The sequence below is a fragment of the Herbiconiux ginsengi genome (assembly GCF_900107435.1).
Lineage (GTDB): Bacteria > Actinomycetota > Actinomycetes > Actinomycetales > Microbacteriaceae > Herbiconiux > Herbiconiux ginsengi.
The window spans coordinates 154,841-180,126 of sequence record NZ_FNPZ01000004.1; the positions used below are offsets into that span (position 1 = coordinate 154,841).

The following is a 25,286-nucleotide window of genomic DNA, read 5'->3' on the forward strand; positions in this document are numbered from 1 at the left end:
GACGGGTCGCGAGGAGGGTCAGGCGGAGATGTCCAGGAGGATGTGGCCCGACGAGACCGTCGAACCGACCGTCGCCGAGATGTTGCCGATGGTGCCGTCTTTGTGCGCCGTGATGGGCTGCTCCATCTTCATGGCCTCCAGCACCAGCACGAGGTCGCCCTTGACGACCTTGTCGCCGGCCTCGACCGCGATCTTCACCACGGTCGCCTGCATCGGCGCCTTCACCGAGTCGCCCGTGGCGGTCGCGAGACCGGCGACGGATGCGCCGCGCCGCTTCGGCGGAGCCCCGATCGTGCGCGAGCCACCGGCTCCGTGCCCGGCAACGCGCGCTCCGGCGGCGACGAGCCGTGAGGGCAGCGCCACCTCCACGCGCTTGCCGTCGACCTCCACGATCACGGTGCGGCGTTCGGCCGACGGTGCGGGGTCTTCGAGCGATCCGCTCCACGGCTCGGCCGGGTTCTCGTAGTCGGTCTCGATCCAGCGCGTGTAGATGCCGAAGGGCTCGCCGTCGGCGGGGGCGAACGCCGCGTTGCGCACGACGTCGCGGTGGAACGGCAGCACGGTCGGCAGACCCGCCACCTCGAACTCGTCGAGGGCCCGGCGGGCGCGATCGAGCGCCTCCTCGCGGGTCGCGCCGGTGACGATGAGCTTGGCGAGCAGGGAGTCGAAGGCGCCCGAGATCACGTCGCCCGCCTGCACGCCCGAGTCGACGCGCACGCCGGGACCGCCGGCGGGCTTGAACACGTGGATGGGGCCGGGGGAGGGCAGGAACGACCGGCCCGGGTCCTCGCCGTTGATGCGGAACTCGAAGGAGTGACCGTGCGGCACCGGGTCGGCGTAGTCGAGCGTGCCGCCCTCGGCGAGCCGGAACTGCTCCCGCACCAGGTCGATGCCGGTGATCTCCTCGGAGACCGGATGCTCGACCTGCAGCCGGGTGTTCACCTCGAGGAACGAGATGGTGCCGTCTTTGCCCACGAGGAACTCGCAGGTGCCGGCGCCGAGGTAGCCGACCTCGCGCAGGATCGCCTTCGAGGCCGAGTAGAGGAGGTCGTTCTGCTCCTTCGAGAGGTAGGGCGCGGGAGCCTCCTCGACGAGCTTCTGATGCCGGCGCTGCAGCGAGCAATCGCGGGTGGAGACGACGACCACGTTTCCGTAGGCATCCGCGAGGCACTGCGTCTCGACGTGGCGCGGACGGTCGAGGTACTTCTCGACGAAGCACTCGCCGCGGCCGAACGCCGCGATCGCCTCGCGGGTGGCCGACTCGAACATCTCGGGCACCTCGTCGATGGTGCGCGCGACCTTGAGGCCGCGTCCGCCTCCACCGAAGGCCGCTTTGATGGCCACCGGCAGTCCGTGCTCGGCCACGAACTCGAGCACCTCGTCGGCCCCGGAGACCGGGTCGATCGTGCCGGGCGCGAGCGGTGCGCCGACCTTCTCGGCCACGTGGCGGGCAGAGACCTTGTCGCCGAGCTTCTCGATGGCCTCGGGTGAGGGGCCGATCCAGGTGAGTCCGGCCTCGATCACGGCGCGCGCGAAGTCGGCGTTCTCGGCCAGGAAGCCGTAGCCCGGGTGCACCGCGTCGGCGCCGGAGCGGCGGGCGACGGAGAGGATCTTGTCGATCACCAGATAGGTCTCGGCGCTCGTGGTGCCGTCGAGGGCGTACGACTCGTCGGCCAGCTGAGCGTGCAGCGCGTCCCGATCCTGGTCGGCGTAGACCGCCACCGACGCGATGCCGCTGTCGCGGGCTGCCCGGATGACTCGAACGGCGATTTCGCCACGGTTGGCGATGAGGACCTTGGTGATACGCGGCATAATGACCCAGCCTATTGCCGCATCCCATCGCTGATTTGGCATATGCGCACAAAAATGGCGCGCGAAGCAGTCGCAGTGTCTACAACGTGGGTGAACTTTGGGTACCCACCGCGACTTCCCGCGATGCGTCGGCCTGCGGCTGACGCGTCGCTCGTTGCCGGCGCCGCCGCTTCTGCGGCGCCGGGCGACATGTTCGCGTGCGGTCGCAAAGCGGCCGCGCGCTCACCCTGGGTCGTCGAGCGCGGCCCGCGGCTTTCAATCGCGGCGCGCGCTCACTCTGGGTCGTTGAGCGCGGCCCGCGGCTCGCAATCGCGGTGGGACCTCCGGGGACGGGTCAGTGTTCTCCCCCAGCGCGACCTCAGTGCCAGAGGTCGGTCCACTCCACCCCGAAGTCGCGGAGCAGGTCTCGCACGACGGGAAGGGACATGCCGATGACCGCCGAGGGAGCACCCGTGATGGTGCGGATGAAGGGCGCGGCCAGGCCGTCGATGGTGAAGGCGCCGGCCACCAGGAGGGGCTCGCCCGAGGCGACGTAGGCGTCGATCTCGCTCTCGGTGATGTCGTCGGCGAAGGTGAGTTCGGCATGATCCGTTCGCCCGGCCGCACCGCGCGGCGCGCCGCCGCGGTGGTCGATCAGCCAGTGGCCCGAGTGCAGCACGCCCGTGCGGCCGCGCTGGGCGAGCCACCGCTCCCGGGCCACCGCGGGCTGGTGCGGCTTGCCGTAGGCCACACCCCCGAGTTCGAATGCCGAGTCGCCGCCGAGCACGAACCCGTCGATCGGCGACCCGTCGGACAGAGTGCCCGCCGCGGCCACCGCCTCCGCCTTCGCCCGCGCGAGGAGCTGCACCATCGCATCCGTGGTCAGCGGCCCGTTCGCGGCGACCGCGTCGTCGACCACGGCGTCTTCGTCGACCTCGGAGGGCACGACGACCGGTTCGATGCCGATCTGACGCAGCAGCGCCAGCCGGGCCGGGGAGGTGGAGGCGAGGTAGAGACGCACGGGTCCGCCTTTGCTGTGAAATGCTCGGGGGATGGAAGACCAGAACGAGCTCGTCGAGCTGGACATCGACAATGTAGCCCACGGCGGGGTCATGGTGGCGCGACTCGACGGCCGCGTGGTCTTCGTCGCCGACGCGATCCCGGGCGAGCGGGTGCTCGCCCGCATCGCCGACGACAGCAAGTCGTCGTTCTGGCGGGCCGACACCGTCGAGGTGCTGACCGCCTCGCCCGACCGCCGCCCCCATGTCTGGGCCGCGGCCGCGCTGGAGCGTGCGCCCGAACTGCGGGCCGGTGGGGCGGAGTTCGGCCACATCGCGCTCGAGCGGCAGCGCTCCCTGAAAAGCGAGGTGCTGACGGATGCGCTCCGCCGCTTCGGCGGCATCACCCGCGCCGTCGAGGTCGAGCCGATCGGAGCCGATGCGGCTCACGATTCGGGACGAGTCGATTCCGGTGCGGCAGGCGGCACGCGCTGGCGCACGCGGGTGCGGCTGCACGTCGGCCCGGGCGGACGTGTCGGCCCCTACGCCGCGCGCTCGCACACGGTGATCGCGGTCGACGACCTGCCGCTTGCGACCGAGGCCATCGAGGCCGAGGCGCGGGAGGTCGCGAAGACGCTGCGCGGCGACGCCCAGGGCGCTGCGGCGGTGGAATTCGTCGAGACCGCCGACGGCGAGCTGCGCGTCTCGCTCGTGCCGGCCGAGCGCTCGAAGACGGGCGGCCGCGGCCGAGACGGTGCACGAGGAGCCGGCCGCAACTCCGGGCGCGGTGCTGCCGGCCGAGATCGCCGCGGCGGTGGAGGGGGGAGTTCGGCGGCCTCGGGAGGCCAGGCGCGTCCGGGCGACGGCCGTGGCCGATCCGGATGGGCTGACGACGGCCTGGCCGACGACGTGCCGTCCGCGACGCGGGCGCGCAATGACCGGGCGGACTCCCGCGCGACCGGGGGCGCCACCGCACCGCGCGCATCCGGCGCCCCACGTGCCGATGCCCCCGCCACGATCGTCGAACGCGTCGGCGAGCGCGAGTTCCGTCTGGCGGAGAACGGGTTCTGGCAGGTTCACCGCGACGCCGCGCGCACCCTCTCCCGAGCGGTGGGCGAACTCACCCGCGAAGACCTCTTCGACCCGCGGGCAGCCAACCACGACCTCTACGGCGGCGTGGGCCTGCTCGCCGCCGCCATCGGCGACCGCTTCGGCCCCGCCACCCGCATCACGAGCGTCGAGAGCGACGCGACCGCCACCGACCACGCCTCCGAGAACCTCGCCGAGTGGATCGGCGCCCGCGCCGTGACCGGCCGGGTCGACCGCTATCTCGCCGAACTCGAGAAGGTGGCGAGTTCCGACGACCGCCGAAGGCTCCAGGCCGCGACCATGGTGATCGACCCGCCGCGCTCCGGCGCGGGCAAAGAGGTGGTCGCCTCCCTCATCCGGCTCGACGTCGCTCAGGTGGTCTACGTGGCCTGCGACCCGGTGGCGTTCGCGCGCGACGTCGCCCTCTTCCGCGAGGGCGGCTACGAGCTCGACGCGGTGCGCGCCTACGACCTCTTCCCGCACACGCACCACCTCGAGACGATCGGGGTGCTGGTCAAGCCCTGACGCATCCGTGCGGTGCGGAAAGCCGCCGCCGTAGACTGATGGCCAGTCTTCGCGAGGGGTGAACGGTGCACGACGAGAGCGACGGGGCGGCAGCGGAAGCGGATGCGACGGTGCAGCGCGAGCGTGCCGTGCAGGTCGCGATCGTCGACGACCACGAATCGGTGCGCCTCGGCATCCGTGCCGCCTGCCGGGAGGCCGGCTACGAGGTGGTGGCCGCCTGCCCCTCGGTGAGCGAGCTCTGGGTGGCGCTCGCGGGTCGCAGCTGCGACGTCATCGTGCTCGACCTCAGCCTCGGCGACGACTTCACCGTGACCGAGAACGTGCAGCACGCCCGCTCCATGGGGGCGGCGGTGCTCGTGCACAGCATCGCCGACCGGGTCGGGCTGGTGCGCGAGGCCCTCGCCGCGGGCGCGGCCGGCGTCATCCCGAAATCAGCGGCCACCAGCACCGTGATGGCCGCCATCGCCGCGGTCGCGCGCGGCGACGTGCTCAACAATCTCGAGTGGGCGAGCGCCATCGACGCCGACCGCGAGTTCGGCAAGGCGCAGCTGGCCCAGCGCGAACGCGACGTGCTGCACCTCTACGCCAGCGGGCTCCCGCTCTCGCAGGTGGCGCTGAAGCTCAACATCAAGGTGTCGACCGCGAAGGAGTACCTCGACCGCATCCGCGCGAAGTACGTGGAGGTGGGCCGGCCCGCCCGCTCGAAGGTGGAGCTGCTGCGCCGGGCGGTGGAGGACGGCATCCTCGCCCTCGACGAACACGGGCATGTCGAATAGCCCGAGCCCCACGACGCGCGAGGCGCAGGGCTCGCGCGGCGGGCAGTGGCGCGGTGCGGTGCCGGGCCCCCGCCCCCCGCTCAGCCGGGCGCAGATCGATTCGACCCTGGCGCGCCTCGAGGGACTGTTCGGGTTCATCTTCGCTCTGCTCTCCATCCCGGTGCTCGACGAGTCCGCCGCGACTCTCCGACCCGAGTGGGCGTGGGCCGTCACCATCGCTCTGTTCGGATCGATCGGGGTCGCCTTCATCTGTTCGCTCGCCGGCCGCGGGGTGCGGATCAGCATGGGCGTGGTCGCCTGCGTCTTCGTGGTGACGCTCGTGCTCTGGCCGCTGGCGGTGCGCAGCCCCACCGCGGCCATCGGCACCCAGCCGTGGCTCTGGTACATCGTGATCGTGGCCATCGGGGCCGCCGGCATCTCCTTCTCCACCTTCTGGGCCGCCGCGTACACCATCGCGGTTCCGGCGATCTTCGCGGTGCTGCGCGTGCTGCCCGCGGGCGGAGGGGCGTCATGGCAGCTCGCGCTGCTCGACGCGTTCTACGCCCTGCTGCTCGGCTCCTTCGTCGTGATGGTCATCACGACCCTGCGCAGCACCGCCAGCCAGGTCGACGAGGCGCAGGGCACCGCCGTGCGCCGATACGCGGATGCGGCCAAGCGGCACGCCGCCGAACAGGAGCGCACCCGGGTCGACACCGTGATCCACGACCGCGTGCTCTCCACCCTCCTCGCCGCCTCGCGCAGCCGCACGTCCGACGACCGGAGGCTGGCGGTGCAGATGGCCCGGCGGGCGCTCGTGGCACTGCAGAGCGCCGACGCGGAATCCGAGGGCTCAGCCGATCTGCCGCTCTCGGTGCTGGTCGAGCGGTCGCGCTCGCTCGCCGAGACGCTCACCGGTGAGATCGGCTTCTCGGTCGACGGCGACCTCGACGGGGTCGTGCCGGCCCGGGTGATCGAGGGCCTCTACTCGGCGACGGTGCAGGCGATCGTGAACAGCATCCAGCACGCGGGCGACGGCGCCGCACGCACCATCTCGGTGCACGGGCGCGGTGCGGCGGGCGGACCCGCGGTCACGGTGGTGGTCGCCGACACGGGCGCCGGCTTCGACGTCGACGCGGTGCCGCCCGATCGCCTCGGCGTGCGCATCTCCATCCGCGAGCGCGTGGATGCGGTGGGCGGCGCCGCCGACATCCGCTCCGTCGTCGGCGCGGGCACCTCGATCGTGATCAGCTGGCCCGCCGCTCACCAGGGCGAGGAGACCGAATGATCTCGATGCCCCGCTTCCTGTTGGTCGGACTCGCCGCCATCTTCTCCGGGTATCACCTCGTGCTCGGGGTGTACTCGCTCGACGTGCCGCCCACGCCGTGGCCGTCGGTCGTGGCGATGGCACTCTACGGGGCGGCGACGGCTTTGAGCCTCGCGCCCTCGCGCTCGACCCGGATGCCCCTCCCATTGGCGGCGGTCAACCTCGCCGTCTGCACGGTCGGCCTCATCCTCGTGCTCACGCAGCTCGATCCGCGCGTCGACAACGGCTACGCCACCTGGATCATCGGCGCCGTCGGCACCCTGATGACCATCACCGTCGTGCGCCAACGGCCGTGGTTCGCGTGGGCCGGCATCGCGATCATGATCCTCACCGTGCTGCTCTGGTCGAGTGACATCTTCGAGCTGCCCTCCCTCGGGGTGATCGGCGGCCCGATCTGGGTGGGTGTTGCGCACGCCACGACGGTCGCGATCGTGCGGGCGTCGCGCGACGCCCGGCTGTTCGAGCAGGCCGAGCAGCGCGCAGCCGAGTGGCACGCCCAGGAAGAGGCCGAGTTCTTCGAGCGCCGGGTGCGGCTCGGGCAGATGAACCGGATGGTGGCGCCGATGCTGCGCCGCATCGTGACGAGCGACGGGCTGCTGAGCGAGGAGGATCGGCAGGAGTGCCTGCACCTCGAGGCGGCGATGCGCGACGAGATCCGGGGCCGCCGCCTGCTCGACGACGCCGTGCGCCGGGAGGCGCTGGCGGCACGGCGGCGCGGCGTCGAGGTGACCCTGCTCGACGACGGCGGGATCGACGACCTCGACCGGGCGGAGCACGCCCGGGTGACCGCCGTGATCGCGAAGGAGATCGGGGAGACCACGGCCGACCGCGTCGTGGTGCGCACCGCGCATCACGACGAGGAGGTGGCGGTGACCATCGTGGGGCTCCGCGCGGCGGCACCCGCCGAGGAGGCCGAGCTCGACCTGTGGCTCGAGGTGCCACGGAGCGGCATCCCGGCAGAAGAAGAACCGGGGGCCGAATGAATTCGACCCCCGGAAGGCTTTCGAGTCAGGACGACAACCCGAATATCGCCCTGACTCGCCCCCGGAATGCAAGCCCGCTTACCCTAGTCGACCTGCATCCGGCGATGTAACTCAAAGAGAGACACCTAGCACTGTCTATCGTGGTCGCGTGAGCGCCATCGCGCAGTAGGCCGTTCGGTGGACATTTTTCCGGATGCGTTCAGCGAGCATCCAGGAATCGGTCAGCGGGGGTTGCCGCTGAACCCGCGCCACGCCGAGGGCCCGGGCTGCAGGGGACCGCGCATCGACCGCTGGCTGCGCTCCCAGGCCGACGGCCCGATCTGCACGTCGTCGTGCAACTGGGCCAGCTCCTCCGCCACGGCCGAATCCACGACAGCTGTCACGGCCGCCAGCTCCTCGGGGGCGAGACGCGTCGTGAGAACCTGGAGCGCCGGTTCGCCGGTGGATGTCGTAGCCTCGTCGTTCACACGGACGAGGCTACATTAGAACCCTGGCATCAGAGGGGAATCGTCGGCATGAGGAAGACCATCACGTTCGCGGGGAGATACCTCGCCACCATCCCTCTCAGTATCAGCTTCGCCGCGCTGATCCTGGTGACCGCACTCGTCACCGGCACCTTCTTCGGGCCGGCATCGGCCGACACCCAAGCCGCCTGGGCCGCCGGCGTCACCACCGTGGTCGACATGGGCAGCTGGTGGACGATCTTCACGGCCCTGTTCATCCCGTGGGACCCGTTCCAGCTGGTGGGCGACATCCTGGCCGCCCTCATCCTGCTCGGGGTCGCCGAACGCCTCCTCGGCCGCCGGCGCCTGGTGCCGGTGTTCCTCGCCACCGGCCTCATCGGCGTCGGCCTCGGCGTGCTGGTGCAGTGGGTCGGATCACTCGCCGGCGAATGGTGGGCCGACGGCACGAGCTTCGACCTCACGGTCGACCCGCTCACCCCGATCGTGGGCTCGCTGCTGGCGGCGAGCGCGTTCATGGGGCCGCTCTGGCGCCGTCGGGTGAGGCTCGTCGCCTTCGGCTTCCTCATCATGTTCGCCCTCTACGACGGCGACACCTCCACCGTCTACCGGTTGATCGCCGCCATCGCGGGCCTTGTGATCGGGCACTTCCTGAGCGTGCGGCGGCGGCGCGGCATGGTGTTCCTCCGCAGCTCCTTCGGCGAGGTGCGGGTGCTCATCGCGGCCGTGGTGCTGATCACGGCGGTGGGCCCGCTGGTGAGTCTGCTGAACCCGAATGGAACCGGCGCGTTCGGGCTCGCCGGCAGCCTCTACGGCGACATCTTCCCGAGCGCGGCCGACATCAAGACCTTCTGCGCGACCGCGACCACGGGGGTCTGCGACGACTTCCGCCGGCTCGGAGCGCTCGGCGGCGTCGGCCCCGTGGTGCAGACCTTCGTGCCGCTGGCCCTGTTGCTGGTCTCGGCCTGGGGCCTGCGTCGCGGGCGCCGGTTCGCGCTGTGGCTCGGCATCGTCACGAACCTCGCGATGATCGCGCTGGCCCTGGTTTTCCTCGGGCTCGTCTCCTCGCTGACCTCGATCGTCGACGACACCACGCCGCTCGAGCCGATCGACGTCGGCGAGTACGTCGTCTGGGGCGGGTCGACGGTCGCCGTGCCCCTCGCGGTCGTCATCCTGCTCTTCGTCACGCGCAAACGGTTCGCGCTGCGGGCGCCGCGGGAGGCTTTCATCCGCTTCCTCGTGATCGTGGTCGGCGCCTTCCTCGCCCTCGCGCTGATCAACGTGGTTGTGGGTGCGTTCACGCTCGACGACTTCACGCCGCCGGGCACGAGCATCGTCGAACTCGTGCTCGACCTGCCGCGGCGCTTCCTGCCGGTGACGCTGGTCGGCATCACGGGCGACGTGCTGATTCCCGCGGCCGGGGTCACGCTGTTCCTCTTCCAATGGATCGGGCCGGTCTTCTGGCTGATCTTCACGATCGCGTCATTCCAGCTGCTCACCGCCACGGAGCACTCGGTGACGGTGGGCGACCACCAGCGCATCCGGGCCCTGCTCCGCCGAGGTGGAGGCGGCACGCTCGGCTGGATGACGACGTGGCCCGGCAACCTCTACTGGTTCACCGACGACATGGATGCCTTCGTCGCCTACCGCGTGATCAACGGCGTCGCCATCACCATGTCCGATCCGGTCTGCCGTGAGGGAGCCGAGAAGGAGACCATCGAAGGATTCGCCGCGTTCTGCGACGCGAACAGCTGGATGCCGGTGTTCTACAGCGTGCACGACCAGTACCTGCCGGTCTTCGAGGGGATGGGCTGGCAGTACATGTCGGTCGGGGAGGAGACGCTGATGCATCCGCAGTCGCTCGAGATGACGGGCAAGGCGTGGCAGAACGTGCGCTCCTCGCTCAACAAGGGCGTTCGCGAAGGCATGACGACGGTCTGGACCACCTACGACGAACTCTCGCGCACCAAGGTGGCGCAGATCAACGCGATCTCCGAGGCATGGGTCTCGGAGAAGGAGCTGCCCGAGATGGGCTTCACCCTCGGAGCCCTCGAGGAGATCAAAGACCCGGATGTCGCGCTCATGCTGGCGGTCGACGCCGAGGGGCGCATCGCCGCGGTCACGAGCTGGCTGCCGATGTGCCGCGACGGCGTCGCCGTGGGCTACACGCTCGACTTCATGCGCAGGGCCGACGGTTCGATGCCGGGCGTGATGGAGTACCTGATCGCCTCGTCGGCGCTGCACATGAAGGAGTTGGGCGTGGAAGTGCTGAGCCTCTCCGGCGCCCCGCTGGCCCAGCCGCCTGTGCCGAAGGGCGAGGAGCCGCCCGCGCCGACGGTGATGACCGAGCTCTCCGACTTCCTCGCGCGCACCCTCGAGCCGGCCTACGGCTTCTCGTCGCTGTTCAAGTTCAAGGCGAAGTTCAACCCCAGCTACTCCACGATCTACATGGCCTATCCCGACCCGCTCGCGTTGCCGACGATCGGCGGGGCGATCGGGCGGGCCTACTTGCCGTCGATGTCGCCGAAGGAGGCCGTGTCGTTGGTGCGCACCCTGGTGCGCTGAGCCCCCGGTAGGGTTTTCTCTTGGGCATCGATCGAGAGGAACCCATGACCTGGCTAGTCACCGGCGGAGCAGGCTACATCGGATCGCACGTCGTCGCGGCGCTGCGCGAGGCGGACATGAGCTGCGTCGTGCTCGACGATCTCTCGAGCGGCCACGCCGAGTTCGTGCCGGCCGACGTGCCCTTCGTGCGCGGCAGCATCCTCGACGCCGAGCTGGTGCGCAGCGCGCTGGCCGAGCACCAGGTGACGGGGGTCATCCACATCGCCGGGTTCAAGTACGCGGGCGTCTCGGTGCAGCAGCCCCTGCACACCTACGAGCAGAACGTGACGGGCATGGCCGTGCTGCTGAAGGAGATGCAGGATGCGGGCATCGACCGCGTGGTCTTCTCCTCCAGCGCCGCGGTCTACGGCACGCCGCCCACCGACATCGTCACCGAGGACACCCCGAAGAATCCGGAGAGCCCCTACGGCGAGTCGAAGCTGATCGGCGAATGGCTGCTACGCGACCAGGGCGTCGCCGCGGGCCTCCGCCACACCTCTCTCCGCTACTTCAACGTCGTCGGCTCCGGCAGCATCACCCTGTACGACACCAGCCCGCACAACCTCTTCCCCCTGGTCTTCGAGGCGCTGCTCGCGGGTCGCACCCCGAAGATCAACGGCACTGACTACCCCACGCCCGACGGCACCTGCGTGCGCGACTACATCCACGTCGCCGACCTCGCCCTGGCGCACGTCGAGGCCGCCCGAAAGCTCGACGAGGGTGCCCTCCTTCTTCCTGCTTACAACCTCGGCTCAGGCGACGGCGTCTCGGTGCGTCAGATCATGACGGCGGTAGCGGCTGCAACGGGCATCCCCTTCGAGCCGGAGTCGGCCCCGCGCCGCCCCGGTGACCCCGCCCGTATCGTCGCCTCGGGCGAACTCGCCGCCCGCGATCTCGGCTGGGCGATGCGCCACACCCTCGACCAGATGGTGACGTCGGCATGGCAAGCTCGCGAGGCTGCCGCGGCCTGATCGTGCGCTGACGGTTGAACGAGGGGTGGGTATTCGCACTCCCGCCTAGGGGTTGAGCGAAGCTCAAAGGCGGCGGGAGCACGAATACCCACCCCTCGTTCGCCCTCGCCCTAGGGGGCTTCGGTGGGCTTGCCCGTCGAGTAGATCCAGGTGTCGAAGAGGGCCGTCAGGTCTTGGCCGGAGACCTGCTGCGCGTAGGCGACGAACTGGTCGGTGCTGACGTTGCCGCCCGCGTTCTCGGCGGCCCAGCCCTGGATGATCGCGAAAAACGCGTCGTCTCCGACCGTGTTGCGGAGGGCCTGAAGGGTCATGGCACCTCGGTAGTAGGTGGCGTCGGCGAAGATGTTCGCCGAACCCGGATCGGCGACCTCGACGGTCCAGAACTCGTTGCCGGCCGGGATGCCGTCGTAAATGGTCTGGGCCTGCACCGCCGGGGTGTCCCCACCGTCGTGCTCAGCCCACAACCACTCGGCGTAGGTGGCGAAGCCCTCGTTCAGCCAGATGTCGCTCCAGCGATGCATGGCCAGGCTGTCGCCGTACCACTGGTGGGCCAGCTCGTGCACGACGACACTGGGGTCGTCGACGCTCGTGAAGGCCCAGGCGCCGTAGATCGGGCGGGTCTGGTTCTCCAGGGCGAACTGCAAGTCGGGCTGGTCGGCGGCGATGCCGCCGGCCTCGGTGAAGGGGTAGGGGCCGAAGACGTTGCTGAGGAAGGCGATGACCTCCGGCTCCGACCCGAAGATCGCTGCAGCCGCTTCTCCGGCGCTGGGGCCGGTGGGGTCGGTGTCATCGGCGGGGATGTCGTAGAGGTCCTCGTCGATCGCGTTCCAGTAGTCGATGCCGTCCTGGCTGAAGGAGGTGAGTTCGTAGTCGCCGATCGAGGCGGTGGCGAGGTAGGGCGCCATCGGCTGGTCGGAGCGCCAGGTCCATTCGGTGTTCGCGCCGACCGGGGTCTGTGACACCAGGCGGCCGTTGCCGACGACGGTGAGGCCGGACGGCGCCGACATCGTGACGGTGAGGGTGGCCTTGTCGGCCGGATGATCGCTGGCCGGGAACCACGTGGCTGCGACTCGGGGCTGGCCGACGATGAGGGCACCCCCGTCTGCCTGATGGAAGACGCCTGAGATGCCGTACGCGTCGTCGATGGTGGTCGGCACACCGCCGTATTCCACCACCGTGGTGAACGGCAGACCGCTCGGGATGCCGGAGGGCGGGGTCACCGTGACCTCGGTGCGCGGCGGAGTCGCCTCGCCGTCGCCGCTGCCGGGCTCCAAGGGCTGGCCGGTGACGATGCTGATCGGGGTGCTCGCCGACGTCCAGGTGGCGGGCGCGCCGTCGACCGCGACCGACGAGACGGCGAGGCCGTCGAGGTCGAGGTTGAAGGCCGAGAGGTTCTGGGTGGCGGTCGCCGTGATGGTGGCGGTGCCGGTGATCGAGCCCGTCAAGGGATCGTAGGCGAGATCGAGGTCGTAGTCGGCCACGTCGTAGCCGCCGTTGCCGTCGAGCGGGAAGTAGGGGTCGCCGATGCCCACGGCGCCGGCCGTGTAGAGCGTCGCGGGCGGCACGACGGAATCGGTCCCACCACCTCCGCCGCCATTCTCGGGAGCTGAGGCCACGCATCCGGAGCCCGCGTTCGCGAACGACGGAGCGGGCGCACCCGTCACCACGAGACCCGCCACGAGCACCGGCACCACCCCGAGCAACGCGGCGCGCCGCTTGCCCTTGCGCGTGAGCACGGCGGCGGTACCCGCTCCGATTCCGATGAGGGCGATGGCAGCGGCCGGCAGCAGAATCCCGACCTCCATTCCGGTGGCGGCGAGCTCGCAGGTCGGCACAGTGGTCTCCTTGGGCTTTGGGGCGGTGGGGAGACTCTATCGGCGCATCCGACAGCACCGCTACGCCAGGCGAGCGCCGACATGCCCGAAACGACGAATGAGGGGGTGGATATTCGTGCTCCCGCCGCCTTTGAGCTCCGCTCAACCCTTAGGCGGGAGTGCGAATATCCACCCCCTCATTCACCCCCAGATCAGAGCGGAATGTTCCCATGCTTCTTGGGCGGCAGCGAGGCCCGCTTGGTCTTCAGGGCCCGCAGCGCCTTCGTGACCGCGACCCGGGTGGCCGCCGGCTCGATCACCCCGTCGAGCTCGCCGCGCTCCGCCGCGAGGAAGGGCGACGCGACGTTGTAGGTGTACTCGTTCGCGAGTTTCGTGCGCACGGCCGCGACGTCCTCGCCCGCTTCCTCGGCCCGCTTGATCTCGCCCCGGTACAGGATGTTCACCGCGCCTTGCCCGCCCATCACGGCGATCTCCGCGGTCGGCCAGGCCAGGTTCATGTCGGCGCCCAGCTGCTTCGAGCCCATCACGATGTACGCCCCGCCGTAGGCCTTGCGCAGGATGACGGTGACGAGCGGCACGGTGGCCTCGGCGTAGGCGTAGAGCAACTTCGCGCCGCGGCGGATGACACCGGTCCACTCCTGGTCGGTGCCCGGCAGGTATCCGGGCACGTCGACGAGGGTGAGGATCGGGATGGAGAACGCGTCGCAGAACCGCACGAACCGGGCGGCCTTCTCACCGGCCTCGATGTTGAGGGTGCCGGCCATGGCGCTCGGCTGGTTGGCCACGATGCCGATCGAGCGGCCTTCGATGCGCGCGAAGCCCACCACGATGTTGGGGGCGTAGAGCGGCTGGGTCTCGAGGAACTCGCCGTCGTCGACCAGGTGCTCGATCACGGTGTGCACGTCGTAGGGCTGGTTCGGGCTGTCGGGCACGATCGTGTTCAACTTGCGGTCGGCATCCGTGATCTCGAGCTCGACGTTCGAGTCGTAGACCGGCAGCTCGGCCAGGTTGTTGTCGGGCAGGTAGCTGAGCAGGGCGCGGGCGTAGTCGAGCGCGTCGTCCTCATCGCTGGCGAGGAAGTGCGAGACGCCCGAGACCTTGTTGTGCGTGAGCGCGCCGCCGAGCTCCTCCATACCGACGTCTTCGCCGGTGACGGTCTTGATGACATCCGGTCCGGTGACGAACATCTGGCTGGTCTTGTCGACCATGATGACGAAGTCGGTGAGGGCGGGGGAGTAGACCGCACCACCGGCTGCCGGCCCCATGATGATCGAGATCTGCGGGATGACGCCCGAGGCGGCCGTGTTGCGACGGAAGATCTCGCCGTACTTGCCGAGCGCCACGACACCCTCCTGGATGCGCGCACCGCCCGAGTCGAGCATGCCGATGATTGGCACGCCGGTCTTGAGCGCGAGATCCATCACCTTGATGATCTTCTCGCCGGCCACCTCGCCGAGCGAGCCGCCGAAGATGGTGAAGTCCTGCGCATAGACGGCGACCTGGCGGCCGTGGATGGTGCCGGTTCCGGTGACCACCGCGTCGCCGTAGGGCCGCGACTTCTCCATGCCGAAGGCGTGGGTGCGGTGCCGCACGAACTCGTCGATCTCCACGAAGGAGCCGTGGTCGAGCAACTGCTCGATGCGCTCGCGGGCGGTCTTCTTGCCGCGCTTGTGCTGCTTCTCGATGGCAGCTTCGCCCGATGCCGTCACGGCCTCGTGATAGCGGTTCTTGAGGTCGGCCAGCTTGCCCGCCGTGGTGTACATGTCGGGCTCGGTCGTCAGATCGTCGGTCACGCCGTTCACTCTACCGGCCAGCCCTCGGCGCTTCCCGTTGACGAATGCGACAAATGCGGGCAGGGCTCTTGTGCGTGCCTGACCCGCCGCAGGTGCGCCGTCCAGGCCACGGCCGCCCGTCGTCCGGTAGCTTGGCCGCATGGAAAAGCCCGCGCCGCCGCCTGCTCTGCCGCTCTCCCGCGCCGTCGCCCCGCGGCTGGAATGGATGTCGCAGGCCGGGTCCACGAACGACGTGCTGGTGATGGCGGCCACCGGGCCCTCGGCGGCGGACTGGCCGGATCTCGCGGTGATCGCGACCGACAACCAGGTGCACGGGCGTGGGCGCCTCGGCCGGGTCTGGACAGCGCCCCCCGGCCGCACTCTCGCGGTCTCGGTGCTGTTGCGGCCGCGGGGCGCATCCGGCGATCCGGTGCCGCTCGAGCGCTACGGGATGCTGCCGCTGCTGGCCGGGGTGGCGATGGCCAGGGTGGTCGGAGGACTGGTCGAGACGGCGCGCATCCACTCGGCCCATCGGTTGGCCAAGGTGGGAGTGAGCCTGAAGTGGCCCAACGACGTGCTGATCGGCGAGCGGAAAGTCTGCGGCATCCTCGGCGAGATGCTGCCGGGAGGGCAGGGGCTCGTGATCGGAGCGGGCGTGAACCTCACCCTCAGCGCGGAGGAGCTGCCGACGCCCACCTCGACGTCTCTGCTGGTGGCGGGGGTGGAGCATCCGTCGCCCGACGCCGTGCTCGCCGGCTACCTCCGCGACCTCGGTACGCTCTACGAACGGTGGTGCGCCGCCGACGGCGACGGCGTGGCGAGCGGGTTGCTCGACGAGGTGGCGCGGGTCACCGGCACGCTCGGCCGGGCCGTGCGGGTGGAACTGCCGGGCGGGGAGTTCCGCACAGGGGTCGCCCGGGGCGTCGACGAGACCGGGCGACTGATCGTCGACGACTCCGACGGGGGCGCGCCGTTGGTGGTCTCGGCGGGCGATGTGACGCATCTCCGGCACGACGACCAAGGAAACGGGGAAACCCGGTAAAGAATGGGGCGTATGGCCAGGCGCACCGACGAGACGGACTCCTTCACCTCCGTCGTGCGCGGGCCGAGCCCGGTTTCGGCGCCGGGCTCGGCGCCGGGCGCGTCGCAGCCGCCACGGGCCGGGAGGCGCGGCGCCAAGCCGGGACAAGGTGACGGCACCTACCCGCCCGGGGCGGGCTCTTCGCGCAGCGATCCCTCCGCGACCGAGCGTTTCGGCTGGGGCGCGGCGAACGCCGGCCTGGATGCCGCCGGATACACCACCTCGGTCGAACCACTGCGCCCCACGGCCCCCGAGACCATACTGCTGCGCACCCGTCCGCACGCGCGCCGGCTCACCATCCCGGTTCTCGTGCTCTTCGCCACCGTCACCGCCTTCGGCTACTTCGGCGGCCGTTTCGCTGAGGAGTGGCAGAACTGGGGTGCTCTCGGCTTGGCCTCCGCCCTCGTCTTCTTCGTGACCCTGCTGCCCTTCCTGGCCTGGCTCGGCCACCGCTACACGGTCACCTCGCGTCGCATCATCGCGCGTCGCGGCATCCTCGTGCGCCAGCGACAGGATGTCTACCTCGCCCGGGTGACGGATGTGCGCCTCCGCCGCACCCCCCTCCAGGCCGCATTCGCGTCGGGCGACGTGCGGGTCATCGCCGGCCCCGACCTCACCCTCGTGCTCCACGACGTGCCCTCGGCCCGTCTCGTGGCCGACCTCCTCGGCGATCTCACGGAGCACCCCACCCCGGCGTCGCACCTCCCCTGACTCCGGGTTCCGTCTGCGTTGGGCTGCGAAACGGGGGTACCGATCCGCCCCTTCCGGGCTCGCCCGGCCTTCGGCTGGGCGGGCCCTTATTGCTCGCGCCGCCGCTTCTGCGGCGCGAGGCGACATGTTCGGGTGAGGTCGCTGACGCGGCCTCGCCCTCACCCTGGGTTGGCTGAGCGCGGCCTGCAGCCTGCGATCTCGATAAGGAGCCATGGGTAAGCTGAAATCGTGACTTTCGTAGTGGGCGTGGTGGGCGGCGGACAACTGGCGCGGATGATGATTCCGCCCGCGGTGGAGCTCGGGGTCGAGATCCGGGTGCTGGCCGAAGCCGAGGGGATGTCGGCCGCTCTCGCGGCGACAGCCGTGGGCGACTACACCGACCTCGAGACGGTGCGGGCGTTCGCGCGCGATGTCGACGTGCTCACGTTCGATCATGAGCACGTGCCCCAGGCGGTGCTGCGTGCCCTGGTGGCCGACGGCGTGCAGGTGCACCCCGGCCCGGATGCGCTGCAGTACGCCCAAGACAAGCTGCGGATGCGCGAACGGCTCGGCAAGCTCGGCATCCCGATGCCCGACTGGGCGCGCGTCGAGAATGCCGAGCAGCTCGACGACTTCATCGCCGAGCACGGCGGCCGGGCGGTCGTGAAGACGGCCCGCGGCGGCTACGACGGCAAGGGCGTGCGCGTCGTCACGGCTGCTGCCCAGGTGGAGGAGTGGTTCCTCGCCCTCGATCAAGACGGCGGTCCGGATGCCGGAGCACTGCTCGCCGAGGAACTCGTCGACTTCCGGCGCGAACTCTCGCAGCTCGTCGCCCGCCGCCCGAGCGGCGACGTCACGCTCTGGCCGGTCGTCGAGTCGATCCAGAAAGACGGTGTCTGCGCCGAGGTGATCGCACCGGCCCTTGGATCCGCCGGCAAAGTGGCCGAGATGGCCGCGCAGATCGGCACCACCATCGCCGCCGAGCTCGGCGTCACCGGCGTGCTCGCGGTCGAGCTCTTCGAGACGACGGATGAGCGCATCCTGGTGAACGAGCTGGCCATGCGCCCGCACAACACCGGTCACTGGACCATCGACGGCTCCACCACGAGCCAGTTCGAGCAGCACCTGCGGGCGGTGCTCGATCTGCCGTTCGGTGCGACCGGCCACCGCGACCCCTGGTCGGTGATGGTGAACATCCTGGGCGGACCCGTCGAGAAGTCGCTCGACGAAGCGACCACCCTGGCGATGGCCGATCACCCGGCCGCGAAGATCCACCTCTACGGCAAGGAGCCCCGCCCGGGCCGCAAGATCGGTCACGTCACGACCGGCGGCGAGGAGCTCGACGAGGTTGTGTTCCAGGCGCGCGCCGCTGCGGCCTTCTTCCAGGACTGACATTTACCATTGGGCCTATGCCCGAACTGAACCCCGTCGTGGGCGTCGTCATGGGGTCGGATTCCGACTTCACCGTCATGAGCGATGCCGTGCAGGTGCTCGCCGACTTCGGCGTGCCCTACGAGGTGCAGGTCGTCTCGGCACATCGCACTCCCGAGAAGATGATCGCCTACGGGAAGTCCGCTCGCGAGCGCGGTCTGAAGGTGATCATCGCCGGAGCGGGCGGGGCGGCGCACCTGCCGGGCATGCTGGCATCCGTCACCACGCTCCCCGTCGTCGGTGTCCCCGTTCCGCTGTCGAGGCTCGACGGCCTCGACTCGCTTCTCTCGATCGTGCAGATGCCCGCCGGCATCCCGGTCGCCACCGTCTCGATCGGCGGCGCGAAGAACGCCGCGCTCATCGCTGTCAGCATCTTGTCGACTTCGGATGATGGGCTTGCCGTCAAGCTCTCCACCTACCGCACCGAGCTCAGCGAGCTCGTCGAACGCAAGAACACGGACCTCCAAGCCCGCCTATGACCGCCTCCACCGCGAATTCCACCGCCAGCCCCATCCGCTACCCGGACGTCTCCTCACAGAAGGCGATGACCGTGCGGGGCTGGTGGCTCGTGGTGCTCAATTTCCTCATCCCGGGCTCCGCCCAGGTGCTCGCCGGCAGCCGCAAGCTCGGCCGGTTCGGGCTGTACTTCACGTTCGCGATGTGGATCATGGCGATCATCGGCATCGTCATCTACTTCATCTGGCCGCAGGTCATCTTCTCCATCGCCACGAATCCGCTGCCGCTCGGCGCGGTGCAGGTGGTGCTGCTGGCGTATGCGGTCCTCTGGATCATCCTGACGCTCGACACCCTGCGGCTCGTGCGACTGGTGCGCGTCGGAACCCGGGCGCGACCGGCGCTCGCGCTGTTCTCGGTGCTTCTGCTCGTCGTGGCCTCGGGAGGTGCGGCCGCGGGTGCCTATTACGCGAATGTCGCACAGGGCGGCCTGAACGCCGTGTTCTCGGCCCAGGCCGCAGCCGAGCCACCGATCGACGGGCGCTACAACATCCTGCTGCTCGGTGGCGACGCCGGTCCCGACCGCGACGGCATGCGCCCCGACAGCATGACGGTGGTGTCGATCGAGGCCGACACCGGGCGCGCCACGATGATCGGCGTGCCGCGCGACCTGCAGAACGTGCCGCTGGTGGCCGATTCGCCTCTGATCGGCAGCGATTACGCGCCCGACGGCAGCTACGACTGCGGCAGCGACTGCCAGATCAGCTTCCTCTACCCGCGCGTGATGGCCTTCGACCCCGACATGTATCCGAACGCCGAGGCCGAGGGCTCGAACTCCGGTGTCGAGGCCACGAAGGATGCGATCGAGGGCGCGCTCGGCATCACCATCCAGTACTACGTGATGATCGACATGCAGGGCTTCTCCGACCTCATCGACGCGCTCGGCGGAGTGGACATCAACGTCACCGAAGCGCTGCCCATGGGCGGCGACGAAGACGGCAACGAGATCGAGGGCTGGATCTGGCCCGGCGAGCAGCACATGAACGGCTACACGGCCCTCTGGTATGCCCGCTCCCGCCACACCACCAGTGACTACGACCGGATGGAGCGTCAGGGCGAACTGCAGAAAGCCATCCTGCAGCAGTTCCAGCCGGTGAACGTGCTGACGAAGTTCCAGGGCATCGTGCAGGCGGGCACGCAGGTCGTGCAGACCGACATCCCGCAGTCGACTCTCTCCTACTTCATCGACCTGGCCCTCAAGACCAAAGACCTCCCGATCGACCGCATCGACCTGACGCCGCCGCTGATCGACCCGGAAGACCCGGACTGGGACACCGTGCGCTCCACGGTCGCGAACGCCCTGGTTCTCTCGACGGCGACCGACACCGCCGGCTGACCTTCGCCAGCTCTCCTAGATCCGTCACTTTCGGCCCATGGCGCGCTGGGAAGGGCCAAAAGTGACGGATCTGGCGAGGCGGGCCGAGACCGCGTGTTCTTAGCCCAGACCTCGCAGGTAGGCGTGGAGGGCATCCATCACACCCTGGGAGATGGTGTTGGGGCCGCCCAACACTTCGATGCGCATCGGATCGAGGCGCTTCAGCTCCGTCGCGACGGTGGCGGGGATGCTGTCGCGAGTCACGAGGAGCACCGGACTTCCCGCGGCGATCGCAGCCGCCGATCCGGACAATGCGTCAGGGAAGACCTCTCCGGATGCGACGTACACGGTGGGGAGGGACGCACAGAACGCGTGCTCCGATGTCGCGGCGGAAACCCCGTAGCGATCCGCGCCATCAAATCTCGTCACGGCTGCGAAGGCGCTGAGCTCGTTCACCACGGAGTCGCTGACTGTGGCGGGGCCACCGACCACGACGATGTCCTCCAGGGCGGTGTCTTCGCGGATCACGTCGAGCGTCGCGTCGGGAACCCCGTCCTTGGTGGTCAGCAGCACCGGAACCCCCCAGTCGCCGGCAGCTGCCCCAGCCGAGAGAGCATCGGGGAACTTCTCTCCGGAGGCGACGTAGATGACGTCGCTCGCGGTGAACGCCCACCGAGCCACCTGTGCAGCCACCTCGTAACGGTCGGCGCCACCGAATCGGGAGACCGTGCCGGGCAAGAACTGCAGGGACCGCTCGAGCGCTGCCGAAATCGAGGCGGTGCCGCCCAGGATGATGATCTCGCTCGGAGCGAGCCGCACGATCTCATCGAGAACGACCTTCGGCACGGTGTCCTTCGGAACGAGCAGGACGGGGGCGTCTTTGACGCCGGCAGCTGCAGACGCTGAGAGGGCGTCCGCAAAGCCCGTGCCCGAAGCGAGGAAGACCAAGTTCGACCCGGCGGGATGACTCTTCTGGGACGCGTGAACCGCGACCTCGTAGCGGTCGGCACCCCCGATGCGCTCCACGGTCGGCGGGGTGGTTTCGGTATCGCGGCAAATCTTCACGCGCACTTCTTCAGTCGGTGCCGCTGCGGCCGCGGTTGGCGCGATCAACAGGGCCATCACCATGAAGGCGGCACCTGTCATTGCAGTTCGAGCAAGTCTCATATACGCATCGTATACGAATAATCCTCAGATAACTCTAATCTCGTCCGGCGACGCGACCCTGTGCTGCCTTCGACTCGTGCGTCGGATCGCCAAGACACGCCGCAACCCGTTCGGCCGTTACGGCGTGTCTTGGCGATTCGATGCGGTGGTAGCCAGCTAGAGGTCGGCGTGCAGCTGCCAGACCTTGTCGGCCGAGTCGCGCCAGGAGAAGGCGCGGGCGCGGTCGAGGCCCGAGATGGAGAGGCGGTTGCGGAGGGCGGCATCCGTGGTGACGGTGTGGATCGCATCCGCCAGCTGGCCCGGGAACTCGGCGGGGGTGGTGCGTTCGACGACGAAGCTCGACCCTGCCGCCACCTCGAGGAGGGCCGGCACGTCGGCGTGGATGACGGGAGTGCCGAACTTGAATGCTTCGACGAGCGGCAGGCCGAACCCCTCGGCCTGGCTCGGGTAGACGAAGACGGTGGCGCGCTCGATGGTCAGCGCGAGATCGCTGTCGCTGAGGAACCCGAGCACGTGGATACGTGACGCGTCGACCCCGGCGGCGGCGGCGACGGAGGCGACATCCACCTCACCCCAGCCCTCGGGCCCTGCGATGACCAGCGGCAGGTCGGCGACCGACGGCTCGGCCATGGCCTGGATCAGCGCCGCCAGTCCCTTGCGCGGCTCGAGCGTACCGACGGCGAGCACGTAGCGCTCGGGCAGGCCCAGGGTGGCCGCCCGTTCCCGCGGCACCAGGGGCAGCCGCAGCTCGTCGCTCACGGCGCCGCCGATCACGCGGATGCGGTCGCCGAAGTTGAAGTACTGCGAGAGCTCCTCCGCCACCGCGTGCGTCGGCACCACGATGGCATCCGCGTAGCGAGCGGCCCGCTTCGCCATCGCCTTGTGCCAGGTGACGCCGCGCGGGGTGAGCGTCTCCGGATGCGTCCACGGCACGACGTCGTGGATGGTCACCGCGGTCTGCGTGCCGAGTTCTTCGCGCCGGTCGTGTTTGCGCAGCGGGGCGAGCATGCTCGTGGCGTGCACCATTCCGCCGCCAGAGGAACCGATGATGCCGTGCTGCCAGGCCGCCGACAGCTCGCGCCGCGGCAGGGTGGCGCGATGCAGCGACGCGAGCCCCGGCAGCTTGTCGCGCACCTCGTCGGCGGTCTCCGACGGGACGGCCGAGATGATGCCCTCGACGTCGCAGTTACGCGGCGCGGTGGCGATCAACTGCCTGGTCAGTTCGAGCGTGTAACGACCGATACCGCCCGGTACGGGGGCGACCAGTTGGTCGATGATCACCCGCAGCGTGGCCATTACTCTCCAAATACTCCCGAGGTCGCCGCAGCATGAAGCGCGGCGCGCCAGTCTCGCATGGGCTCTAATCCCGCTCGGGACCACGCGTCGTGTCCGAGCACGGAGTACGCGGGACGCGGGGCAGGACGAACAAACTGCGAACTGTCTGTCGGCTTGACTTTAGCAGGGTCGAGTCCGGCTTCCTGAAAGGTTGCCTGGGCGAAATCGAACCACGAGCCCTGGCCGGAATTCGTGCCGTGGTAGACGCCGGCGGGCGCGTCGGAGTCGGCGAGCAGCACCAGCTGACGGGCGAGATCGGCGGTCCAGGTGGGTTGGCCGACCTGGTCCTCGACCACCGATACGCTCTCGCGCTCGGGGTCGCGCCCGAGCCGGAGCATCGTGGCCGGGAAGTTCGCGCCATGCTGCCCGTAGAGCCATGCTGTGCGCACGACGTAGCCGCCCGCGGGGTTGAGCCCGAGCACGGCCTCCTCCCCGGCGGCCTTGGTGCGCCCGTAGGCGTTCAGCGGATCGCGCGGCTCGTCTTCGGGGTAAGGGCTGGTGGCCGAACCCTGGAAGACGTAGTCGGTGGAGATCTGGACGAGCTTCGCCCCGGTCGCGGCCGTCGCCTCGGCGAGGGTCGCAGGGCCGAGCGCGTTCACCGCGTAGGCGGCGGATTCGTCGGTCTCCGCGGCATCCACGGCGGTGTAAGCGGCGCAGTTGAACACCACGTCGATGCCAGCGACGGCGGATGCGACGGCCGCCGCATCCGTGATGTCGAGTTCGGCGCGGGAGAGAGCGACGACGTCGCGACCTTCCAAAGCCGAGACGAGGTCGTGGCCGAGCATCCCGGCTGCGCCGGTGATGAGATAACGCGTCATGAGGCGGAACCCGCTCAGACCAGCGCGGCGCGAGCCTTGAGGGGCTCCCACCACTGCCGGTTGTCGCGGTACCACTGCACCACGTCGGCCAGGCCCTGCTCGAACGGCACGAGCGGCTCGTAGCCGAGCTCGTTCTGGATCTTCGAGATGTCGACCGAGTAGCGCAGGTCGTGACCGAGGCGATCGGCGACGCGGTCGACGTACGACCAGTCCTTGCCCGTGGCATCCAGCAGCAGCTGGGTGAGCTCCTTGTTGGTGAGCTCGGTGCCGCCGCCGATGTTGTAGATCTCGCCCGCACGCCCGCGAGTGAGCACCATGGCGATGCCGCGGGTGTGGTCGTCGACGTGCAGCCAGTCGCGGATGTTGTTGCCCTCGCCGTAGAGCGGCACGTGCTTGTCGTCGATGAGGTTGGTGACGAAGAGGGGAATGACCTTCTCGGGGAAGTGGTAGGGCCCGTAGTTGTTCGAGCAGCGCGTGATGGAGATGTTCATCCCGTGCGTGCGGTGGTAGCTGCGGGCGAGCAGGTCGCTGCCGGCCTTCGAGGCCGAGTAGGGCGAGTTCGGCTCGAGCGGCCGGTCTTCGGCCCACGATCCCTCGGCGATGGAGCCGTAGACCTCGTCGGTCGAGACGTGCACGAAACGGGGGAGGTCGTTGCGGAGCGCGGCGTCGAGCAGCTGCTGAGTGCCGAGCACGTTGGTCTCGACGAAGATCGAGGCGTCGCGCACGGAGCGGTCGACATGGGATTCGGCGGCGAAGTGCACCACCGCATCCAGACCCGGGAACAGATCGTCGAGCAGCTGGCCGTTGCGGATGTCGCCGTGCACGAAGGTGAGGCGCGGGTTGTCTTTCACCGGAAGCAGGTTGTCGAGGTTGCCCGAGTAGGTCAATGCGTCGAGCACGACGACCTCAGCGCCTTCGAGACCGGGGTAGGCGTCTTCGAGAGTGCGTCGAACGAAGTTCGAGCCGATGAACCCGGCGCCGCCGGTCACAAGAATCTTCATGGTGTGGGGGGTCTCCTCGCATCAGTGTCGCCCCCGATTCTAACCGGAGGGCCTGGCCCGCCCGATTCGGCGGCTTCAGCCCTCGGTGCGGTTGCGCGGGTTGCGAGACGCGAGGATCTCCCGCAGTGTCGGCAGCACCCGCTGATCGAGGGGCCCATTGGCGATCTGTTTCATTCGTATGACGTCGGCGAGGGCAGCGACGCTCACCGTCAGGCCGGCGATTTCCATCATCTGGGCGTCCTGTCGACATTCGGGGAAAGCATCCGGACGCAGGTGCACGCGGTCGCACCAAGACCGCTCCGCGAGGGTTTCGGTCAGTGATCCTGCGATGCGGGAGTCGCTGGGAACGGCCAGGTCGAGGCCGAGGCTCATGAACGGAGACCCGTGCAGAACCGACGCATATCCGTCGATGAGGATGAACGGGGCGCCGCTCGCGGCGAGCGCGGTCAGAAGGTCCTGAGTCGGTAGCGGCTGCAGAGGTTCGGCGAGGCTGGCCGCGTTCTGTATCCGTAGCACCGAGGCGACCCATCGCTCGTGGCGCTCGAATCGTTGGCCCGGGGTGAGTGACAACAAGGGGAGCGTCTGGGCCCAGTCTTGTTCATCGCGGTCGACGAGCATGAGGTCGAGGTCGAGGTGCATCAGCCGGAGGTATCGGATGACGCCGTCGAAGCTCGGAGAATCGCGGCCCGCTTCCAGCTCGGCGATCGCTCCGACCGTCGTGCCCGCGAATGCAGCGAGGTCTTCTCGCGTCAGGCCGGCGCGACGGCGGGCTTCACGGACGAGATCATTGCCGATACCCCTCATGCTGATATTATCTCAGTAAATGC

At 69.4% G+C, this 25,286-nt stretch carries 21 protein-coding genes; 11 read left to right on the forward strand and 10 right to left on the reverse strand.

The window, feature by feature from the left end; translation table 11 throughout:
* Positions 1-18: 18 nt before the first annotated feature.
* Positions 19-1,812 carry an ATP-binding protein gene (locus tag BLW00_RS17145; RefSeq protein ID WP_092556455.1) on the reverse strand — a complete coding sequence of 598 codons (1,794 nt, stop codon included), beginning with the start codon at positions 1,810-1,812 and terminating at the stop codon, positions 19-21.
* A 358-nt stretch (positions 1,813-2,170) separates the two neighbouring features.
* The gene (locus tag BLW00_RS17150) at positions 2,171-2,812 is read right to left on the reverse strand and encodes a Maf family protein (RefSeq protein ID WP_175494338.1); all 642 of its coding nucleotides are present in this window, start codon (positions 2,810-2,812) and stop codon (positions 2,171-2,173) included.
* Between the two features lie 31 nt (positions 2,813-2,843).
* Between BLW00_RS17150 and BLW00_RS17155 the strand changes: the two genes are divergently transcribed.
* The 4 genes from BLW00_RS17155 (at position 2,844) to BLW00_RS17170 (ending at position 7,465) form a co-directional block, all read left to right on the forward strand.
* Positions 2,844-4,403, forward strand: coding sequence for a class I SAM-dependent RNA methyltransferase (locus BLW00_RS17155; protein WP_245741652.1), 1,560 nt, complete (start codon positions 2,844-2,846; stop codon positions 4,401-4,403).
* Between the two features lie 110 nt (positions 4,404-4,513).
* Positions 4,514-5,179: a response regulator transcription factor gene (locus BLW00_RS17160; RefSeq protein ID WP_092557153.1), complete on the forward strand. Its 666-nt coding sequence runs from the start codon at positions 4,514-4,516 to the stop codon at positions 5,177-5,179.
* On the forward strand, positions 5,169-6,443 hold the full coding sequence (locus BLW00_RS17165; protein ID WP_092556462.1) for a sensor histidine kinase: 1,275 nt from the start codon (positions 5,169-5,171) through the stop codon (positions 6,441-6,443). Before BLW00_RS17160 ends, BLW00_RS17165 begins: the two co-directional genes overlap by 11 nt.
* Positions 6,440-7,465 carry a hypothetical protein gene (locus tag BLW00_RS17170; protein WP_092556464.1) on the forward strand — a complete coding sequence of 342 codons (1,026 nt, stop codon included), beginning with the start codon at positions 6,440-6,442 and terminating at the stop codon, positions 7,463-7,465. Before BLW00_RS17165 ends, BLW00_RS17170 begins: the two co-directional genes overlap by 4 nt.
* A 221-nt stretch (positions 7,466-7,686) precedes the next feature.
* Here BLW00_RS17170 and BLW00_RS17175 read toward each other — a convergent pair whose 3' ends face one another.
* Entirely contained in the window at positions 7,687-7,932 is a 246-nt protein-coding gene (locus tag BLW00_RS17175; protein ID WP_092556466.1) for an acyl-CoA carboxylase subunit epsilon, read from the reverse strand.
* A 48-nt stretch (positions 7,933-7,980) separates the two neighbouring features.
* On the opposite strand from BLW00_RS17175, the gene BLW00_RS17180 reads away from it, so the two are divergent.
* Positions 7,981-10,491 (forward strand): phosphatidylglycerol lysyltransferase domain-containing protein, encoded by a 2,511-nt coding sequence (locus tag BLW00_RS17180; RefSeq protein ID WP_092556468.1) that lies wholly within the window; start codon positions 7,981-7,983, stop codon positions 10,489-10,491.
* A 44-nt stretch (positions 10,492-10,535) separates the two neighbouring features.
* Positions 10,536-11,501: a UDP-glucose 4-epimerase GalE gene (gene galE / locus BLW00_RS17185; protein ID WP_092556470.1), complete on the forward strand. Its 966-nt coding sequence runs from the start codon at positions 10,536-10,538 to the stop codon at positions 11,499-11,501.
* 110 nt (positions 11,502-11,611) lie between these two features.
* On the opposite strand, the gene BLW00_RS17190 is transcribed toward galE, so the two are convergent.
* Entirely contained in the window at positions 11,612-13,336 is a 1,725-nt protein-coding gene (locus tag BLW00_RS17190) for a M1 family metallopeptidase (protein WP_217634414.1), read from the reverse strand.
* 191 nt (positions 13,337-13,527) lie between these two features.
* Positions 13,528-15,099 carry an acyl-CoA carboxylase subunit beta gene (locus BLW00_RS17195; protein WP_092557157.1) on the reverse strand — a complete coding sequence of 524 codons (1,572 nt, stop codon included), beginning with the start codon at positions 15,097-15,099 and terminating at the stop codon, positions 13,528-13,530.
* Positions 15,100-15,268: 169 nt separating this feature from the next.
* On the opposite strand from BLW00_RS17195, the gene BLW00_RS17200 reads away from it, so the two are divergent.
* From BLW00_RS17200 to BLW00_RS17220, 5 genes are all read left to right on the forward strand, one after another.
* Complete coding sequence (locus BLW00_RS17200; protein ID WP_092556472.1) at positions 15,269-16,150, forward strand: biotin--[acetyl-CoA-carboxylase] ligase; 882 nt, start codon at positions 15,269-15,271, stop codon at positions 16,148-16,150.
* Between the two features lie 12 nt (positions 16,151-16,162).
* Complete coding sequence (locus BLW00_RS17205) at positions 16,163-16,900, forward strand: PH domain-containing protein (protein WP_175494339.1); 738 nt, start codon at positions 16,163-16,165, stop codon at positions 16,898-16,900.
* Positions 16,901-17,128: 228 nt separating this feature from the next.
* On the forward strand, positions 17,129-18,271 hold the full coding sequence (locus BLW00_RS17210) for a 5-(carboxyamino)imidazole ribonucleotide synthase (RefSeq protein WP_092556476.1): 1,143 nt from the start codon (positions 17,129-17,131) through the stop codon (positions 18,269-18,271).
* Between the two features lie 17 nt (positions 18,272-18,288).
* The gene (purE, locus tag BLW00_RS17215; RefSeq protein WP_175494340.1) at positions 18,289-18,789 is read left to right on the forward strand and encodes a 5-(carboxyamino)imidazole ribonucleotide mutase; all 501 of its coding nucleotides are present in this window, start codon (positions 18,289-18,291) and stop codon (positions 18,787-18,789) included.
* A complete protein-coding gene (locus BLW00_RS17220) occupies positions 18,786-20,159 on the forward strand; it encodes an LCP family protein (RefSeq protein ID WP_245741653.1) in 1,374 nt (457 codons plus the stop codon). The genes purE and BLW00_RS17220 overlap by 4 nt, the downstream gene beginning before the upstream one ends.
* A gap of 99 nt (positions 20,160-20,258) precedes the next feature.
* On the opposite strand, the gene BLW00_RS17225 is transcribed toward BLW00_RS17220, so the two are convergent.
* The 5 genes from BLW00_RS17225 to BLW00_RS17245 all read right to left on the reverse strand — a co-directional run bounded on the left by BLW00_RS17225 (position 20,259) and on the right by BLW00_RS17245 (position 25,263).
* Positions 20,259-21,203 (reverse strand): cell wall-binding repeat-containing protein, encoded by a 945-nt coding sequence (locus BLW00_RS17225; RefSeq protein ID WP_175494341.1) that lies wholly within the window; start codon positions 21,201-21,203, stop codon positions 20,259-20,261.
* 258 nt (positions 21,204-21,461) lie between these two features.
* Entirely contained in the window at positions 21,462-22,601 is a 1,140-nt protein-coding gene (locus BLW00_RS17230) for a glycosyltransferase family 4 protein (RefSeq protein ID WP_092556482.1), read from the reverse strand.
* A complete protein-coding gene (rfbD, locus tag BLW00_RS17235) occupies positions 22,601-23,458 on the reverse strand; it encodes a dTDP-4-dehydrorhamnose reductase (protein WP_092557161.1) in 858 nt (285 codons plus the stop codon). The genes BLW00_RS17230 and rfbD overlap by 1 nt, the downstream gene beginning before the upstream one ends.
* Before the next feature lie 14 nt (positions 23,459-23,472).
* The gene (gene rfbB, locus BLW00_RS17240; RefSeq protein WP_092556484.1) at positions 23,473-24,459 is read right to left on the reverse strand and encodes a dTDP-glucose 4,6-dehydratase; all 987 of its coding nucleotides are present in this window, start codon (positions 24,457-24,459) and stop codon (positions 23,473-23,475) included.
* Positions 24,460-24,534: 75 nt separating this feature from the next.
* The gene (locus tag BLW00_RS17245; RefSeq protein WP_092556486.1) at positions 24,535-25,263 is read right to left on the reverse strand and encodes a helix-turn-helix domain-containing protein; all 729 of its coding nucleotides are present in this window, start codon (positions 25,261-25,263) and stop codon (positions 24,535-24,537) included.
* Positions 25,264-25,286 lie beyond the last annotated feature (23 nt).

Excerpts from the sequence above, each read along its gene's own strand:
- rfbB (WP_092556484.1), bottom strand. The coding sequence starts at position 24,459 with ATGAAGATTCTTGTGACCGGCGGCGCCGGGTTCATCGGCTCGAACTTC.
- BLW00_RS17230 (WP_092556482.1), bottom strand. The coding sequence starts at position 22,601 with ATGGCCACGCTGCGGGTGATCATCGACCAACTGGTCGCCCCCGTACCG.
- BLW00_RS17205 (WP_175494339.1), top strand. The coding sequence starts at position 16,163 with ATGGCCAGGCGCACCGACGAGACGGACTCCTTCACCTCCGTCGTGCGC.
- BLW00_RS17165 (WP_092556462.1), top strand. The coding sequence starts at position 5,169 with ATGTCGAATAGCCCGAGCCCCACGACGCGCGAGGCGCAGGGCTCGCGC.
- BLW00_RS17195 (WP_092557157.1), bottom strand. The coding sequence starts at position 15,099 with ATGTACACCACGGCGGGCAAGCTGGCCGACCTCAAGAACCGCTATCAC.
- BLW00_RS17220 (WP_245741653.1), top strand. The coding sequence starts at position 18,786 with ATGACCGCCTCCACCGCGAATTCCACCGCCAGCCCCATCCGCTACCCG.
- rfbD (WP_092557161.1), bottom strand. The coding sequence starts at position 23,458 with ATGACGCGTTATCTCATCACCGGCGCAGCCGGGATGCTCGGCCACGAC.
- BLW00_RS17170 (WP_092556464.1), top strand. The coding sequence starts at position 6,440 with ATGATCTCGATGCCCCGCTTCCTGTTGGTCGGACTCGCCGCCATCTTC.
- purE (WP_175494340.1), top strand. The coding sequence starts at position 18,289 with ATGCCCGAACTGAACCCCGTCGTGGGCGTCGTCATGGGGTCGGATTCC.
- BLW00_RS17155 (WP_245741652.1), top strand. The coding sequence starts at position 2,844 with ATGGAAGACCAGAACGAGCTCGTCGAGCTGGACATCGACAATGTAGCC.
- galE (WP_092556470.1), top strand. The coding sequence starts at position 10,536 with ATGACCTGGCTAGTCACCGGCGGAGCAGGCTACATCGGATCGCACGTC.
- BLW00_RS17200 (WP_092556472.1), top strand. The coding sequence starts at position 15,269 with ATGGAAAAGCCCGCGCCGCCGCCTGCTCTGCCGCTCTCCCGCGCCGTC.
- BLW00_RS17245 (WP_092556486.1), bottom strand. The coding sequence starts at position 25,263 with ATGAGGGGTATCGGCAATGATCTCGTCCGTGAAGCCCGCCGTCGCGCC.
- BLW00_RS17145 (WP_092556455.1), bottom strand. The coding sequence starts at position 1,812 with ATGCCGCGTATCACCAAGGTCCTCATCGCCAACCGTGGCGAAATCGCC.
- BLW00_RS17180 (WP_092556468.1), top strand. The coding sequence starts at position 7,981 with ATGAGGAAGACCATCACGTTCGCGGGGAGATACCTCGCCACCATCCCT.